The organism is Armatimonadota bacterium (genome assembly GCA_037138755.1).
GTDB lineage: Bacteria > Armatimonadota > Fimbriimonadia > Fimbriimonadales > Fimbriimonadaceae > Fimbriimonas.
This window is the reverse complement of sequence record JBAXHT010000004.1, coordinates 92688-108153: the sequence shown is the minus strand read 5'-3', so window position 1 is coordinate 108153 and position 15466 is coordinate 92688. Positions and strand designations below refer to the sequence as shown.

The following is a 15466-nucleotide window of genomic DNA, read 5'->3' as shown; positions in this document are numbered from 1 at the left end:
TTACTTCTTTGGCTGATTGCCGTAACGTCGCATGAATTTCTCGACGCGACCTGCAGTGTCGACCAGCTTCTTCTGACCCGTATAGAATGGGTGGCTGAACGCGCTGATTTCGCAGTTGATAACGTAATGATCCACACCGTTGACCGAACGGATGTTAGCGGTCTTGGTGGTTGATGTGCCCGTCCACTCGTGCTCTCCGTCAACAAAGATGACTGGATATTGAGTTGGGTGAATTCCTTCCTTCATGATAACCTCGAACCTCCTATGATACCTTAATTGAAAAACTGTGTGGATTCCCGCCCAGGTTCCCGAAACTATTACTGTGGTGCCCAGAGCACCTGTCAAGATTGCCGATGAACTCGTTGCACGCAACCCCGCTCCCGCCGACCGCGGCGATGCTGCTGATCCAGCAGGAGCAACAGGATGCGCGAACCTTGCTGACAGTGCTGGCTTCTGACATTATCGTCAGCCGGACTGCGCGGACAATCTGCGAGTTTTTGGGATTCGAGAGCAACATGCCGCTGATCATTCAGCGTGCTGGGCCCACCGCCTTGGCTCAGCTCGCCATCGCATCCGACCTGTGGATCTCCGGCTCAAGAGTCAAAAGCGCGGTTGTAAGTGGTTCCCAGATGTCGCTGGGATGCTTGGTCATCGGTTGCTTGGCTCCGATGGCACTGGAGCAGGATCTCACATTGACAGATGCGGAATTGCAACTTCGAGCAGCATCTTTTGCAATGTTTTCGTCTTTGTCGGCCGCGTTAGTGGCTCGGCAATACCCCGAAGAGTTCGATACAGCGGCAACTGTAGCGCGCTTGCGACAGATTCCTATCGCAAACGCATTTCAGACCGTCAACGGTGAGTCAATTCACGCCGCAGCTGGCCGACTAGCCTCTGCCTGGAATCTCACCCGCGAGCTAAAAATTGCCTTGCAGGGTCCCCAAGACTTCGATCTCAGCGATAAAGAGAAGCTCATCATCGGGGCTACAGAAATCGCAACAATGGCCGCCCAAAGTGCAGGTGTGAGCGTTGAACCTTGGCCCTACTTGGTGCCTTCGGACAGCATCGAGCAGATTGCCTTGATTCAGGCAATGGGGATGCGAGCAAAGCGAGTCGCCAGTCGACTCACCGAAGAGCTAGAACAGCTCCGCGGCGCGGCGTGAAAGTGTAAAGTCGGAAGTTGGAAGACTCCGATTTTTTAACTTCCAACTTCCGCCTAGCTTAGTCTCGCGCCCAGAACATCTCGCCGGCAGATTCCTGGATCACCGACTGCTTCAATACATCCAGAGCCTTTCGGAGGCCTTCCATTGGCGACATCAGGCCATCCTCATGCTCAATCGAAAGAACATAATCGTAGCCGCCCATCCGAAGTTCGGAGCAGAACTGCTTCCACCATTCGACTCCATGGCCATAGCCCACCGACCGGAACACCCAGCTTCGGCCATTGATATCGCCGTAAGACTTGGCGTCTAGGTTCCCGTTCAAAGCGGAGGTGTAGTCGTTGATCTTCGTATCCTTTGCATGGACATGGAACAGTGCGCCTTCTTGAGCGAGCTGTCGAACTGCGGCAATCGGGTCAATTCCCTGCCACCAGAGGTGACTCGGATCGAAGTTCGCGCCGATCCACTCGCCATCCGCTCCGACTCCGTTGCGGAGCTTTAGAAGGGTGTCGTTGGAGTAGCAGACGAACCCTGGGTGCATCTCAATCGCAAACTTCACGTTGTGCTGCTTGAGGAAAGCGGCTTGCTCCTTCCAATATGGGAAAACCACATCCTTCCACTGATACTCCAGAATGTCGCGGAACTCGTCTGGCCACGCGCAGGTGACCCAGTTGGGATTTTTTGAACCAGGCGCATCGCCGGGGCAGCCGCTGAAGCCGTTGACGACCGGAACTCCGAGCATGGAGGCAAGCTTGACACCGTTCACGAACGCCTTGTGGTGATCGTCGGCTATGCTCTTAACCGGGTGCAGCGCGTTACCGTGGCAGCTCAGGGCCGAAAGGATCAGACCTCGGCTCTCGATCTTCTTAAGCAGTTCATCTCGATCTGCCTTGCTCTCCAGCAACTTCTCTACGTCGAGGTGGGCCGCACCGGGATAGGCTCCACATCCAATTTCGACCGACTGGATGCCTTCGGCAACACATGTATCCAGGGCATCGTCAAGTGACTTGTCGCCGAACAGCGCGATAAACAGACCAATCTTCATCTTCGCCCGTGAGTTTATTCCCTTTCGGGCGAAGATGTGCGGTTTGATTTAGAGGGATTTCAAAACTTCGACAATCGCCGTGAAATCGGGCAGATCGCCGGGGGTGGGAGTCTCTTCCGAGTAGCGGATAATGCCTTCTTTATCGATCACAAATGCTGCCCGTTTCGATGCGGGTCCAAGCCCCGCCAGATCAGGTAGCACGACGTCGTAAGCCTCAGTCACTTTGTGCGCGTAGTCGCTGAGCAAGGTGACCGTGATGTTTTCCGCCATTTCCCAACCCTCCTGAGCAAATGCTGAGTCGCAAGAGATTCCGTAGACCTTTGCACCTGGAAGGTTGTGAATCCCCCCGCTGAGGTCACAAAACTCCTTGGTGCAGACACCGGTAAACGCAGCTGGAAACCAGAGGAGAACAACGTTGTCATTGCCTTTGTGATTCGAGAGGGTGATTTCATGAAGTCCCTCCGCGTTCTTGGTCTTAAGGGTGAAATCTGGAGCGGCGGTGCCGACTGGGAGTGCCATACGAGGTTTCTCTACGTTCCTGGTTGAGCAAGAGTCACAAACAAGAACGCCACTCGTATGCGAGTGGCGTTCTTGTTTGTGTCGCGAGACTTACTTGTTTCGTCGTCGTCGAGCGAGACCGAAGATTCCGAGGCCGAGCACAGCCATCGAAGCAGGCTCTGGAACTGCAACAAACTGGTTACCAGCGATATTGTTGAAGTTGACGCTCGTTGGATTTCCAAGATTCGCCGTACCCGAAGGCAGACCTCCAAGTACTTGGTTCGATAGGAAGTTGCCGCTGTCACCGTTAATGAACGCTGAAACTCTGAGCCCTTGCCCCCAAGTCACGTTTCCAAGAAGGCTTACAGGAATGGATATTTCGACACCAGTCGTAACGGCTGAAGGCGTTCCGACCGATGAGCCGTCAACTCCAGCTGTGTTGCTATTGTTGATAGCTGCGAGCACGCCGCCATTTGTCCCACCCGTGAGAGCGCCTGCTGAGCCTGCGCCGTAGGTGTTGGTGCCACGGTATGTCTGGGTAACCGAAGAAGCGCCAAGGACTCCTGAATCGACGAAAAAATTAGTTCCGTCACCATTGACTCTAAACCAATACTCAGGAACAAAACCAGTGTCAAATCTCAGCCCACTCATACCGGAAAGCCCGCTTCCGGCGTTGGCAGCGAGGATGTTTTGACCGCTTGTAGCACCGTCAACATCGATAAAAATTTCAAGCTTGTTAAAGTTGGACTGAAGGTTCCCGGTGAACAACATGACCAGATTGTTTGGAGTTATCTCTGCAATCAACCCGTCAAGCTCGGAACCATTCGCAGCACCAACTTGCCCTAAGGTCGAGTTACCAAAGCCTGTTGGCGTGGTTTGGAAACTTCCACCGCTGTTGTATCCAGCATCTTTACTGCCGTCGATAACAAACTGCCCGAAAGAACTTGAGACTGCAGCAAGTGCTAGCCCACCAATTAAAAATCGCTTCATTGCCAATTCACCTTGAAAGAATACGAGAATACGTATTCACACCCGTATTATAACACAACTCTCACAAAACGCTCTAAGTTCTTGGCAGGTAATTCTCACAGTTTAGTGAAACAGACCCTTGACACAAATATGTAGACGCCTGTATAGTTCTCCTGCTATGAACGTCATCGACTTCATCATCCAAGACACCGAACGTAACCTCGCCAACTTCTTCTACACCTGCCGAAAGGTTCCTACGGAAAAACTGGAGTGGAAACCCCTCGACGCTGGTCGCTCTACTCTTAACCAAGCACAAGAAGTCGCCTTGTGCCCGCTCTGGGTCCCTGGTCTTCTCAGCGCTCGCGGATTCGACCCCTCCATTTTTGGGGGGTTTGAGGAAGCAAAGGCTGCTCTCCTTGATCTTGACGCTTGCGAAGCCGCTGCGAACGAAAACTTGAAGAAGTTCATCGCAGCCGTCAAGGCATTCCCTGAAGCTGAGTATCAGACCGAAGTCGAGTTCCCGTGGGGCAAATACACCTTCCTCCAAACCATGACGTTCGCAGGCTGGAACGCGAGCTACCACATGGGCCAAGTCAGCTACATTCAGACCCTCTATGGCGATCACTCGATGTGAGTCAGGCTTTGCAACGACGCATATTCTTCTGATTCACCCAGTGAAATGTGATTAGAAATCCGCCTCCAAGCACCGAAAAAATCCAGCCTGGCTCGATCGCATGAGCCAGGTAGATCATCGTTAGACCACATCCGAACAACAACGCGGGATGCCATTGGCGATGGACTCGCAGTCCATTGATCACCGCCCAGATCCCGAATACAATGGTCGAGCCAATGAAAAACAACTCAAGGCTGTGATTTCCGATAAACCCGAGCCCTGCCGAAGAAAGGACACCGAATGCCAGCCCCGTGAGGGCACAGTGAACCGCGCAAGCGAAACTTGCGACAGAGCCAAGTTGGTCAACATTTGGCCGATTCACGCTAAGATGATACCCTAAGGGGGTAACGGAATCAGAAAACTTTGGCGCGCTCGAGAGGACTCGAACCTCCGACCCCCAGCTCCGCAAGCTGATGCTCTATCCACTGAGCTACGAGCGCGTTAGGACGAAGAGATTACCTCAAACCTTACGCGGCGAGGTCATTTCCATTCTGCGCCAGCATCACCAGGTCTTCGAGCGGAAGGGGCTTGCTAAAGAAATACCCTTGGCTGTACTCAACTTCCTTGCTCGCAAGGAATTCGAACTGAGGTTCAGTCTCGATTCCCTCGGCAACGATCTGCAAGTTCAGTGCTCGAGCGAGACGGATAATCGTTCCGATCACTTCTTCTTGCTTCTTATCGACCGCAATGCCATCAACAAAGCGCTTATCGATCTTAAGGATGTCAAACGGCAAGCTTGCCAGAGTTGCAAGTGACGAGTAACCGGTTCCAAAGTCGTCAATCGCCAAGCTGAATCCACGATCCTGAAGTTGGACGAGCATTGCAAGACACTCACCCGCATCATGCATGATCGAAGATTCGGTCACTTCGATAACGAGATTCTTGGTTGTGATTCCCCATCGATCTACCGCTGTGCTAAATGCGTTCAATGTCGCCGTGTTCTTAAGCTGACGCAGGGACAGGTTCATGCTGATAGCAAAACTATCATCTCGCGTCAACTCGATGACCTTTTTGATCGCTTTCGCGGTTTCATCCAAGACATAGTTGCCGAGGTCGTTGATGATGTCGGACTCTTCGGCAATCGGAATAAAGGTAGCCGGGGATACCTGACCGAACCGACTAGAGTTCCACCGGAGGAGTGCCTCCGCTTTGACAAGTCGTCTGCTCTTGTTGCAGTAAATCGGCTGAAATACCAGGTGGAACTCGCCGTCTGTCAGGGCTTGCCGCATTGCAGTCTCTAGTTCGACCCGCATCTTGGCGCGGAAGCTCATCTCCGGCTTATAGATCACGGGATAAATCGACTGGTTCTTACGGGCATTTTCCAATGCTAGATTGGCTTTGCGCAGGATTCCAGTAGCTGTTTCGCCCTCTTCAGCTTGCACGTAGCCAATTCGGCACATCTTCGCAATCTCGACGCCGTCGATGTAGATTGCTTTTTGGCAAAGCTCGTCAATCTTGCCAACGATCCATGACATTGCATGGGGATCTGGAACGATGACGACGAAATCGTCTCCGGCTAATCGCCCGACGATGCCGGCGGCCGCAACACCTTCTGATAGAGTGGCGCCAAATCCTTTCAACAGCTTGTCTCCAATTTCAGCACCCCACGACTCATTGATGTTTCGGAAGTTGCTTATCTCGATGCCGACAACACCCATCCTTGGTGACTCACTGAGAAGAACTCCAATGACTTCGTGAATCTTTGTGCGGTTGATGAGGCCAGTAACAGTGTCAAAGAACGCCAATTGTCGAACTTCTTCTCCTCTCGCCCGAGTTTCAGAGATGTCGTTGACGAAGGCCTCGAGCGAAGTCGACCCGTCGGCATTGTACGCAAGGGTTAGCTGCTCTGAGAACCAGTAGGAGTCTCCGTTCTCCCTACAAATTCGATATTCGGTACTGACATTCTCTGCCTTTTTGGTAATCGCATCCTTGACGGATCGTTGCCACAGGTGGTCGTCTTCAGGATCACGCAGGCTCTCCCACAAGTAGTCGAAAGAGTCTCCTGATGCAATCTGATGCTCGATCCACGCGAATGGCGACTCGTGCTTGAGTTTCGCTGCCCAGATCAATCTGCCGTCCTGCACCTTTGCGTTGCCCTGCCAGATCAAACATCCTGCGGCGTTGAGAGTGCTGACCAAAGAATCGTTCAGGGCCCTTACCGCTTCTACAGTTGCGGCCAGGCTCTCCTCAGTCCGTCCCAGCTTCGTACTCTGCTCTGACACTGCGGCGCGGAGCCTCCTAACGATCATCCCCGAGATCACCCCCAGAAGCAAGCTAAATCCAAAAGCGCTGATAATGCCGGTCTTCAACGCCGCCTCGATATCTTCCAACTCGTGTGCAAGTGGGGCATTCTTGACGTCCAAGCAGACGGCAGCTACGGGCTTTCCATTGCCTCCCAGGAGTGCTGCGTAGCTTCGCAGGACATCACCACCTGGTTCCTTTAAAACACCCTGATCTAGCGTTGTCTTGCCCGTTTTCAAAGTGCTGATCAGGCTTTGGCTCGGACTATCAATTGGGTCTCCTACTTTGGCCTGGAGAACCTCTCGACCGTCAGATCGCTTACCCACTGGCCCCGGATCTACGACGTAAGTGACTGTGTTATTGCTAAATCGGACAACAAATGCGTTCGAAAGGCGCGGATCGCGAACGAGAAATTTTCGGAGCGTTGAGAGCGTCTGCAGGTAGGCAGGCTCCGCTTTGTCGGACTCAGCCCAGATCTTTTTCAGTTTCAGCGGGTTAACGCTCTTAGCAAGGAGTCCACTCGTCAACGTCCGCATCTCGCTGTAATTAGCTAGGATGCGACTTCGGGCTGCCTTCTTCACTCCGAGGCCAGCAATGAATCCGCTCGCCAAACTAACGGCGAAGACGAAAACTCCAAATCGAATTGCCACGCCGATGGCCCCCCGCTCTACCGCGGGCTTAACAGACAGACTAACCTTAGGCGGAGTTTTATCCCTCCCTCGGCCGATTTTCTCTCTCATGGCGTGTTCAGAAACTGGCTAACGGAGCGAAAAGAACCCTTAACCACTCCATATGTTCCATAGTCGGCTCGATATACACTATCAAAAACCAATGATTTTCTAGTTCGCTAGAACCTGGAAATTTCGTTCGTTTCTTTCCCCTTTTGATTCGTGCAAAATTTGCCAGGTTTGCCCTTCAAAAGTGCGCTGAGAATCCAATAACTCCAATACGGGCGTTCTGCGCCCCCAAGCAATGCAAGCCGTCGCAAAGATTCTCAAACACACCGATATCCTCGCTGGAATCGGTCTCCTTGTCATCGTTGCGATGCTCATGCTGCCAATGCCGGGTTGGATGCTCGATCTCGGATTGGTCGTTGCTCTCGGCACATCGGTCATGATCCTGTTGACGACCGTCAACATCACGGACCCCCTTCAGTTCAGTTCCTTCCCACCGCTACTGGTCATCACAACTCTTTTCCGACTCGCCCTTTCGGTCGCCGCAACCAAGCTGATCCTCGGTTCAGGGAAAGCCGGACATGTTATCGAGACGTTCGGAAACTTCGTGATGGGGGGGGATTTCGTTGTCGGCTTCGTGGTCTTCCTTATCTTGATGATCGTACAGTTTGTGGTCATCACGAACGGTGCTGGCCGGGTCTCGGAAGTCGTTGCCAGGTTCACCTTGGATGCAATGCCCGGTAAACAGATGGCCATAGATGCCGACCTGGCAGCCGGTCTGATCGACGAAGATATGGCGAAAGCGCGCCGAAAGGGAGTCAAGCAAGAAGCCGACTTCTACGGTGCAATGGATGGTGCCTCCAAGTTCGTTAAGGGCGACGCGGTTGCTTCCCTACTCATAATTGCAATCAATATCATCGGCGGCTTCGGAGTCGGACTGTTCAAGGGTCAGAGCGACGCGATGACCATTCTCAAAACTTACGCCCTCCTCTCCGTCGGTGAGGGACTCACTTCCCAGATTCCCGCTCTTCTCATTTCATCTGCCAGCGCACTTCTTGTAACCCGAGCTGGTCAGGAGCGAACAATGGGCGGTCAAGTCGCTGCACAGTTCTTTGCCCAGCCAAAAGCCCTCGCCGTGAGTGGCGGAGCGCTCGCCGCTTTCGGCCTGATCCCGGGCTTCCCAGCGACGCTCTTTATGGGCGCGGGCGGATTTCTCTACGGCCTGTCTTGGCTTCTTAAGAAGAATCCGCGTCTCATCGATGCTTTCGATGCTCCAAAAGAAGAGAAGCCTACCCCGCCCCCTGCTCCGATGCCCACCGGTCCTGAGGCAGCTCTCGCCCTGTTGCATGTTGATCCGATCGAAATCGAAATTGGCTATGGGCTGACCAAGCTAGCTGACCTCAAAGCGGGCGGCGACCTGAGTGAGCGCGTCGGCGCGACCCGTCGCCAAATTGCCTCAGAGCTTGGCTACGTCATGCCCTCGGTTCGCATCCGCGACTCGATTCAACTTGAATCCAACAACTACGTTCTCAAAATTCGCGGCGAAGAAGTCGCCATGGCGTCCGTCATGCCCAACCTCAAGCTCGCCGTCAACAGCGGCGGGGCCGTTGAATCCATCGCCGGAATTCCTGGCAAAGACCCCGTCTTTGGGCTCGAAGCCCTCTGGATCGAACCCGATCAAGCGGAGCTCGCCGAGCGTGTGGGTTACACCGTCATCGATCCATCCTCGGTCATCACGACCCACCTGTGCGAAGTCATCAAGCAACACTGCCCCGAACTCCTCAACCGCCAAGATGTTCAGACTCTGGTGGACGAAGTTCGTAAATCAAACCCTGCCGCCGTTGATGAACTTATGCCGGACCTACTCACCATTTCTGATGTCCAAAAGGTCCTCCAACACCTTCTGGGTGAGCGAATTCCAATTCGGGACATGGTCACCATCATCGAAACCCTGGCTGACTTCGCTCGTAAAACCAAAGATGTTGAGCAACTCGGCGAAATCGTTCGCTCGTCCATCGCACGAACGATCACAAGACAATATCTCGATCCAGAAGACAAGCTCCTCTGCCTCACCCTTGAACCTGCCTTAGAGCGCACACTCTCCGAAAAGGTCAGCCTGACGGGCAGCGGCTCAACCCTTGTCCTCGATCCCGATCTCCAAAGCCTGGTCATTCAATCGCTCAAGATTGAGTACGACCGGGCAACCATGCAAGGCCACCAGCCCGTCCTCCTCTGCGGAGCCCAGCTTCGCTTGGCGATGCGACGATTCCTCGACCGCCACCTACCCAACCTGCCCGTCCTAGCCTACAGCGAAATCTCTGCAAAAGCGGAAGTCGAATTCATCGGCCAAATCGCAGCCTAGAAAAGTCCCTTGCTCCATGTAGGAAGGGATTTGGGGTTAGAGGTGCGGAGACAGAAAGCTTGGAGTTGAAAAGCAGGCTTCAAAGCCACTCTTTCTTTTTGAACAACCAAACGATTCCCGCACTGAGCAAGAACATCAGCAGGATCGAAAATGGGTATCCAAAATACCACTCCAACTCTGGCATGTGTTTGAAGTTCATCCCATAAATCCCCGCAACCAAAGCACACGTCATCAGAACAGTGGAAATGACCGTCATTTTCTTCATCACCATGTTGAGGTTGTTCGAGACAGTCGAAAGGTGAATATCAAGCAGCCCAGTCAAGGCCTCACGGTTGGTGTCAACGAGTTCTGTCAACCTCAAGGTATTGTCAAACAGGTCGTGGAAATAGGGCTCAAGATGGTCCGTCACAAAGTCTAGTTCTCGCCGTAGCAGAGAGTTCATCACGTCTCGAAATGGACCGAGCTGGCGCCGCATGTGCAGCATCCGTTTTTTGACAACCAGAAGCTCGCGAAGTTTGTCTGTCCGCCCCGTGTAGATCTCGTCTGAGATGCGATCAACCTCATCTTCCATCGCATCCAGCCGAGGAAAGTAGTCATCCAAAATGGAATCTAGCAAGGCGAAAAGGATGTAGCCAACTTCCGCGTGTCCGAGCGAAAGCTTCGCCTTCCAGCGATCTGCCATCGTCTGAATGCAAGGAATCTCGACGTGCGACACCGTCACCAGGGTTGTACCGTGGACAAAGAAGCCGATCTCGTCGAAGACCTCCTCGCCATCCTCGACCCCAACCACCGCAGGCGCGACGAGGAAGATGTGATCGTCAAACTCCTTGAGCTCTGGACGCTCGTCCCGCCCCACAGCATCTTCGATGGCAACGGGATGGAACCCAAAATCCCTTTCCAAAAGCGCACTCGTGGCCGTCGCATCTGAATCGAAGAGGTGAATCCACGTGATTTCGCCACCGCTCTTAAAACGAGTGACGCCCTCCTTGTAGCTGATCTCCTTCACCGACTTATCAGCCGAGATGGCGAGGGCGAGAGCAATATTCACTTAGAGCTTCCTAATCCGAATGTTCTTGTAAGCCACCAAATCGCCGTGGTCCTGCAGCACAATGTGCCCCGAACTATATTTCGCAAACTCGGGCCAGCCCTTAAACTTACTCTTGGCGAGTCGCTCAACAAAGTCCGCCGAACCAACCTCGTACGACACGATCTTGACTCCGTTTAGCCAATGCTCAACAGCATTGCCTTTGCAGACCACCCGCAAGTGGTTCCAAGTATTCGCCGGGTTCACCATCTTCTTTACCGGAGCGTAAAGACCATAAGCAGATCCGGCCGAAGTCAGCGGATTCTTTCCGTCACCGTGCTTAGCGTCATCAAGAACCTGACACTCAATCGCCGTCTCGTAGCTCGCACTCCGAGTCTCCCTTGAGCGAAGCATGATGCCCGAATTTCCGCCAGCCTGAACGCGCCAATCGAGTCGTAGCTCAAAGTCGCCGTACTGCTCCTTCGTCGTCAGATCTCCACCCTCAAGTCCCGGAATGAACACGAGAGCCTGGTCGGCAACCTGCCAGCCCTTGGGGACTCCTTCACCACGATACTTACGCCATCGATCTAGGTTCTTTCCATCAAAAAGCAGCTCAAATCCCGCCGCCTTCTCTTCCGGCGACAGAGAGTTAACCTCTGGTGCCGCCTCGCTGGCCGCAACCTGCCCGACTCGGTTTGGAATCGCGTTAACCGTGCTCCAAGCCTCGTTCGCCCACATCATCTGCCCGTCCGCTCCGCGAAGCGACATGGGTAATCGGAAGTACACAACATCCTCTGGCTTGACACCAGAAAACTCCAAGAACACCTTTGTCCGTGTTTTGTTCCAAGTCACAGATTTGACCGGGAGACGCTCTTCGCCGACCTTCGGTCCGCCGTATTCGATGGTCGGAACGTAGTGCCAGTGCCGCACTTCCCACTCACTCAGAATCTCCGGTAGCAAGTTATCCTGAACTGACTCCGTGAACTCGATCTCCGCCCCATTCTGCATCGGCAGAACCTTAAGCATTTCAAAGGTCACCTTTCCGTTATAGGCAAGTCGCTGGAGCCCGTACCGCTCCTTCCCTTCCTGTCCCCAGTTCCCCGTCGAGCCAATTCCACCCACGTAGATCGCCTGATCGGGACCAACAATAACGCGGTTGATCCCGGCCTCCAACCCTTGGGTAAGCCGGAAAGCTGTCCCTTGATACCGGCCGTTCACTCGCTCCATGAAGACCCGCTTCAGTCCTCCATGGGTCACATCTCCGACCATCATTTGACCCTTGTAAGGTCCGTATTCGAATGGAGCTGGTTGACTCGTTGAGTTACCAATTTCACCCTGGGGGAACCAGCAGACGGGCAGCGACTCTTTGACGCCCTTGTACTTCTCGGCTTCGACGGATCGGTTGCCGTAAAACGCGCCGTTCGTGACCTCAATCAGTTTGCAAGATGGCAGCCAGTCGCCTTGGTTATCAGTAATAAACAGCTCACCTTTTGCGTTCTTACCAGCTCCGTTGGGCGTTCTGAGTCCGCTGGCGACGAACTCAAACTCCCCAGTTTTGATGTTCGTTTTCATCACTCGACCCCGGTCGAAGTTTTGCTTGTCGGTCGATCTGCCTCCGGTGTTGATGCCGAGTGCCAAGTTGCTAAACAGGTAGTTGCCCAAATGGTTGAATCCGAAGGTGAACTCGTGGAAATTGGCGGTCACGCCGAACCCGCTACTCAAAGCGTAATACTCGTCAATAATCCCATCTTTATCGGTATCTCTCAGCCGGGTGATCTCTTGCTTTTGAGCGACGAAGATGTCATTCCCAATGACTTCAATTCCCAACGGCTCTGATAGACCTTGAGCAATCCGCCTGACCTTTACCTTCGTCGGATCGCCGGATTGAACTCCCTCGATGTCGTAGACAGCGCCGTCAGGATCCCAAGTGCAAAGCACCAAGTGACCGTTTGGTCGGAACGCGAGTCCTCCTACTCGAGGGTCAAAGTCCTTCGGACGCGGAGTGCTGAGGTCAAACGAGGGATGAACCGCGATCTCCGGACGGCCATCGCCTGGTCGTTGGGGGAAAATCGCGTCCATCACTTTTTTGAAACCTGGGGAGACGACACCAACCTCGTCGGCGACCGTCTCCAAGTTTTTGTTCGGAATTCGTTTCCACTCGGTCGAATCGGCTGGCTTCCAATCGAGGGTCAGCAGTGAAGGCCCTTCGTTCTGGAAGTAGTCAATTCTTAGGGGGTAGAGACCGGGCTCCAGATCCATCGAACCCGTGGCTTGCTCCCCTAGGTGCATGCCATCGAAGTTAATAATCCGTTCGCCGTTGACGAACAGCCGAGCACCGTCGTCAACATTCATACGAAATTCGTAAAGCGCGCCCTCTTCGACCTTTAACCAGCCTGTGATCGAGACTACAAAATGTTCTTTAAGTCCAAACTGCTCGTCCTTCAGGTCGACATTCTGAATTTGCCGGCTCACGTTCGGAGTCTGGTTTGGTACCAACGTCGGAATTTTCTCGAACGGAAACTCGATCTGATACGCCCGGTAGGAGAGTCCATTCGCATGGACGTCGTCCTTTTGAACATTTCCTTGTCCCTGAGCTGCAGATGAGTCGAGGTCCACACCGGCTTGAAGCTCGGCTTCACCGCCATCGTCATCACTAGGGGGCAACCCAAGTACGGGATTGAAAAGCACGCTCCAAGTTGTCTTCGCTCCAACTCCCGTCCAGGCTTCCCGGTCACCCTCGGGGTTCGCTCGACCGTTGAGGAAAAAGTTGTTCAAACTTGCCGATCTTCCGTAGGTCAAAACCTGGATATTTGCACTTGGCATCGAGGATTTGAAGGTACGGGATAGGCCCACTGGACGATCTCCGCGCCGCAGTAATCCCGGCTCTTCGGTAACGATCGCCTTCTTGTCGTTCACCGGGACTTCGTAAACAAACTCAACCCGATTCCCTTTCAGCATCCGATGACCGCGGTAGGTCGGCTTGACCTCTTTGCCGTCGACCCGCCAGACGGGGGCATCGACTTTGCCACCTAAAATTTCGCCACCCTTGCTAGTCGGCTGTGGCCCATGAACACTTGTGTAGACGGCCCCTTCAAAGTTGACATCGCCTTTCCAGAACTTGTAGAGGCCACAGTTCGTCGCGTCGTACGAAACCCAGAAGTCTTTCGCAAGTGCAACGGTCGCAATCCGGGCGCGCTCGTCCAGTACCGAGCGGAAAACCCACACATCTCTCGGCGGAATGTTTCGGACAACTGTATCTTCCTGGATTCGGCTGGGGCTGAGGGCAAGGGCGATCAGCGAAGCAAGCACGGGCATTGCTCAATTTTTGCACAGCCCAACACGAGAATTCTCGCTTCATACGAATTCATCAACCGAGAACCGGAAACCGAGAACTGAATGCAGATTTCAGGGCAACGTGCCAGCCAAGAGCTGGTCAACGATCTCGTCCTGATCGTACTGCCGAGGAACCGGCTTCAACCCTGTGACCAGGCAGTCTCGGTTATCAAAAATAAAGCATCCGCCTTCCCAAAGCGACTCCTCTTCTGGAATCTCTTCGAGGTACTTCAAGATCCCACCCTTCAGGTGATACACCTCTTCAAACCCCTTCGCGAGCATAAACGCCGTCGTCTTCTCACACCGGATTCCGCCCGTGCAGAACATCGCGACCTTCTTGTGCTTAGCTTGATCCAGGTTCTTCTCAACCCACTCCGGAAACTCGCCGAACGATACCAAGCGAGGGTCAACTGCACCCTTAAAGGTCCCTTCGATGTACTCGTAAACGTTTCGCGTGTCGAGCACCATCACGTCCGGATCGGAAATCAGATCGTTCCAATCCTTCGGCTCCACGTAGCGACCGACCATCTCGCCAGGATTCGCGAGCGGATTTCGCATCGTGATGATCTCCTTCTTGAACTTAACCTTAAGCTTTTTGAACGGAACCTCTTCGTGCCGGGAATCTTTGAATTCGATATCCGCAAACCGTGGATCAGCCGTAAGGAACGACCAATAAGCCGCCACACCCTCCGGAGTTCCGCTGATCGTGCTGTTGATCCCTTCGGGAGCAACCAGCACGATCCCTTTCAAACCGTTCGCATCCGCAACCTCATAGATTTGGTCACGCAGCGCCTCGCCGTCGAGGACTTCGACAAACTTGTAATAGGCGCGAACAACGAAAGACATATCCTAATTATAGCGAAACTGCTTCCAGCCAGCCTTTCAAGCTGTAGTAACTTGTGACGCGCGTGATCTTCCCTTCCGCAACCTCAAAAAACGCCGCTGCCGGAATCGCATACTCCGGCCCCCGCGCCTCGACCAACCCGCCATCGGTCTTCAGATAAGTGCCGCTGCAAGTAAATTCCGCCGCACCCCGGTCGCCATTCACCATGACGCAAAGATCGCTGATGTGCTCGCGGTAGCAGTCGTCCATATGCGCCTTAAACGCCCGGAACTTGTCGATCCCCACCTCTGTCGCCCCTTCGTTGATGACGTGCACCACATCATCACTCAAAGTCGCGAGCATCGCGTCGGCCTTGTGGGCGTTAAAGGCGTCGAAATAAGCACGAACAAGCTGTTCGGTCACTGAAGTGAGTTTACCGGCTTCCTTCTAAGTAGCCTCATTCTTGAGGGCACCCCTCACTACTTAACTAGTCGTACAAGCTCCATCGCAAACTATACTCGTCCCGTACCGCAGAATCTCATGAATGGGAAACCAACACAATCCTCCTTATCGGCACTCAAACTCACAGCAGTTGTGACCTTAACTACAACCTGGGGCATGCTTGCTTCACTAGCCCATAGCAACATTCTCACATTTATCGAGTAGC

The 15466-nt window shown here is 53.6% G+C and carries 13 protein-coding genes and 1 tRNA gene; 3 read left to right on the top strand and 11 right to left on the bottom strand.

Going from position 1 to position 15466, the window contains the following annotated elements; translation table 11 throughout:
* Positions 1-246 (bottom strand): 50S ribosomal protein L31, encoded by a 246-nt coding sequence (rpmE, locus tag WCK51_14925; GenBank protein MEI7578180.1) that lies wholly within the window; start codon positions 244-246, stop codon positions 1-3.
* 107 nt (positions 247-353) lie between these two features.
* On the opposite strand from rpmE, the gene WCK51_14920 reads away from it, so the two are divergent.
* Positions 354-1160 carry a hypothetical protein gene (locus WCK51_14920; GenBank protein ID MEI7578179.1) on the top strand — a complete coding sequence of 269 codons (807 nt, stop codon included), beginning with the start codon at positions 354-356 and terminating at the stop codon, positions 1158-1160.
* A 58-nt stretch (positions 1161-1218) separates the two neighbouring features.
* Here the strand turns inward: WCK51_14920 and WCK51_14915 are convergent, their stop codons facing one another.
* From WCK51_14915 to WCK51_14905, 3 genes are all read right to left on the bottom strand, one after another.
* Positions 1219-2202, bottom strand: coding sequence for a sugar phosphate isomerase/epimerase (locus WCK51_14915; GenBank protein ID MEI7578178.1), 984 nt, complete (start codon positions 2200-2202; stop codon positions 1219-1221).
* A gap of 48 nt (positions 2203-2250) precedes the next feature.
* Positions 2251-2721, bottom strand: a complete 471-nt coding sequence (locus tag WCK51_14910) for a redoxin domain-containing protein (protein MEI7578177.1) — start codon at positions 2719-2721, stop codon at positions 2251-2253.
* A gap of 90 nt (positions 2722-2811) precedes the next feature.
* Positions 2812-3690 carry a PEP-CTERM sorting domain-containing protein gene (locus WCK51_14905; GenBank protein ID MEI7578176.1) on the bottom strand — a complete coding sequence of 293 codons (879 nt, stop codon included), beginning with the start codon at positions 3688-3690 and terminating at the stop codon, positions 2812-2814.
* Positions 3691-3847: 157 nt separating this feature from the next.
* On the opposite strand from WCK51_14905, the gene WCK51_14900 reads away from it, so the two are divergent.
* Entirely contained in the window at positions 3848-4303 is a 456-nt protein-coding gene (locus WCK51_14900; protein ID MEI7578175.1) for a hypothetical protein, read from the top strand.
* A gap of 1 nt (position 4304) precedes the next feature.
* On the opposite strand, the gene WCK51_14895 is transcribed toward WCK51_14900, so the two are convergent.
* The 3 genes from WCK51_14895 to WCK51_14885 all read right to left on the bottom strand — a co-directional run bounded on the left by WCK51_14895 (position 4305) and on the right by WCK51_14885 (position 7233).
* On the bottom strand, positions 4305-4664 hold the full coding sequence (locus WCK51_14895) for a MerC domain-containing protein (protein MEI7578174.1): 360 nt from the start codon (positions 4662-4664) through the stop codon (positions 4305-4307).
* 42 nt (positions 4665-4706) lie between these two features.
* A tRNA-Arg gene (locus WCK51_14890) sits at positions 4707-4782 on the bottom strand.
* Positions 4783-4809: 27 nt separating this feature from the next.
* Positions 4810-7233, bottom strand: coding sequence for an EAL domain-containing protein (locus WCK51_14885; GenBank protein MEI7578173.1), 2424 nt, complete (start codon positions 7231-7233; stop codon positions 4810-4812).
* Positions 7234-7555: 322 nt separating this feature from the next.
* Between WCK51_14885 and flhA the strand changes: the two genes are divergently transcribed.
* Complete coding sequence (flhA, locus tag WCK51_14880) at positions 7556-9619, top strand: flagellar biosynthesis protein FlhA (protein MEI7578172.1); 2064 nt, start codon at positions 7556-7558, stop codon at positions 9617-9619.
* A gap of 79 nt (positions 9620-9698) precedes the next feature.
* On the opposite strand, the gene corA is transcribed toward flhA, so the two are convergent.
* From corA to WCK51_14860, 4 genes are all read right to left on the bottom strand, one after another.
* Complete coding sequence (gene corA, locus WCK51_14875) at positions 9699-10667, bottom strand: magnesium/cobalt transporter CorA (GenBank protein MEI7578171.1); 969 nt, start codon at positions 10665-10667, stop codon at positions 9699-9701.
* Positions 10668-13958, bottom strand: a complete 3291-nt coding sequence (locus WCK51_14870) for a family 16 glycoside hydrolase (protein MEI7578170.1) — start codon at positions 13956-13958, stop codon at positions 10668-10670.
* Positions 13959-14048: 90 nt separating this feature from the next.
* Entirely contained in the window at positions 14049-14822 is a 774-nt protein-coding gene (locus WCK51_14865) for a rhodanese-related sulfurtransferase (protein ID MEI7578169.1), read from the bottom strand.
* Positions 14823-14829: 7 nt separating this feature from the next.
* Positions 14830-15222, bottom strand: a complete 393-nt coding sequence (locus tag WCK51_14860; protein ID MEI7578168.1) for a nuclear transport factor 2 family protein — start codon at positions 15220-15222, stop codon at positions 14830-14832.
* Positions 15223-15466 lie beyond the last annotated feature (244 nt).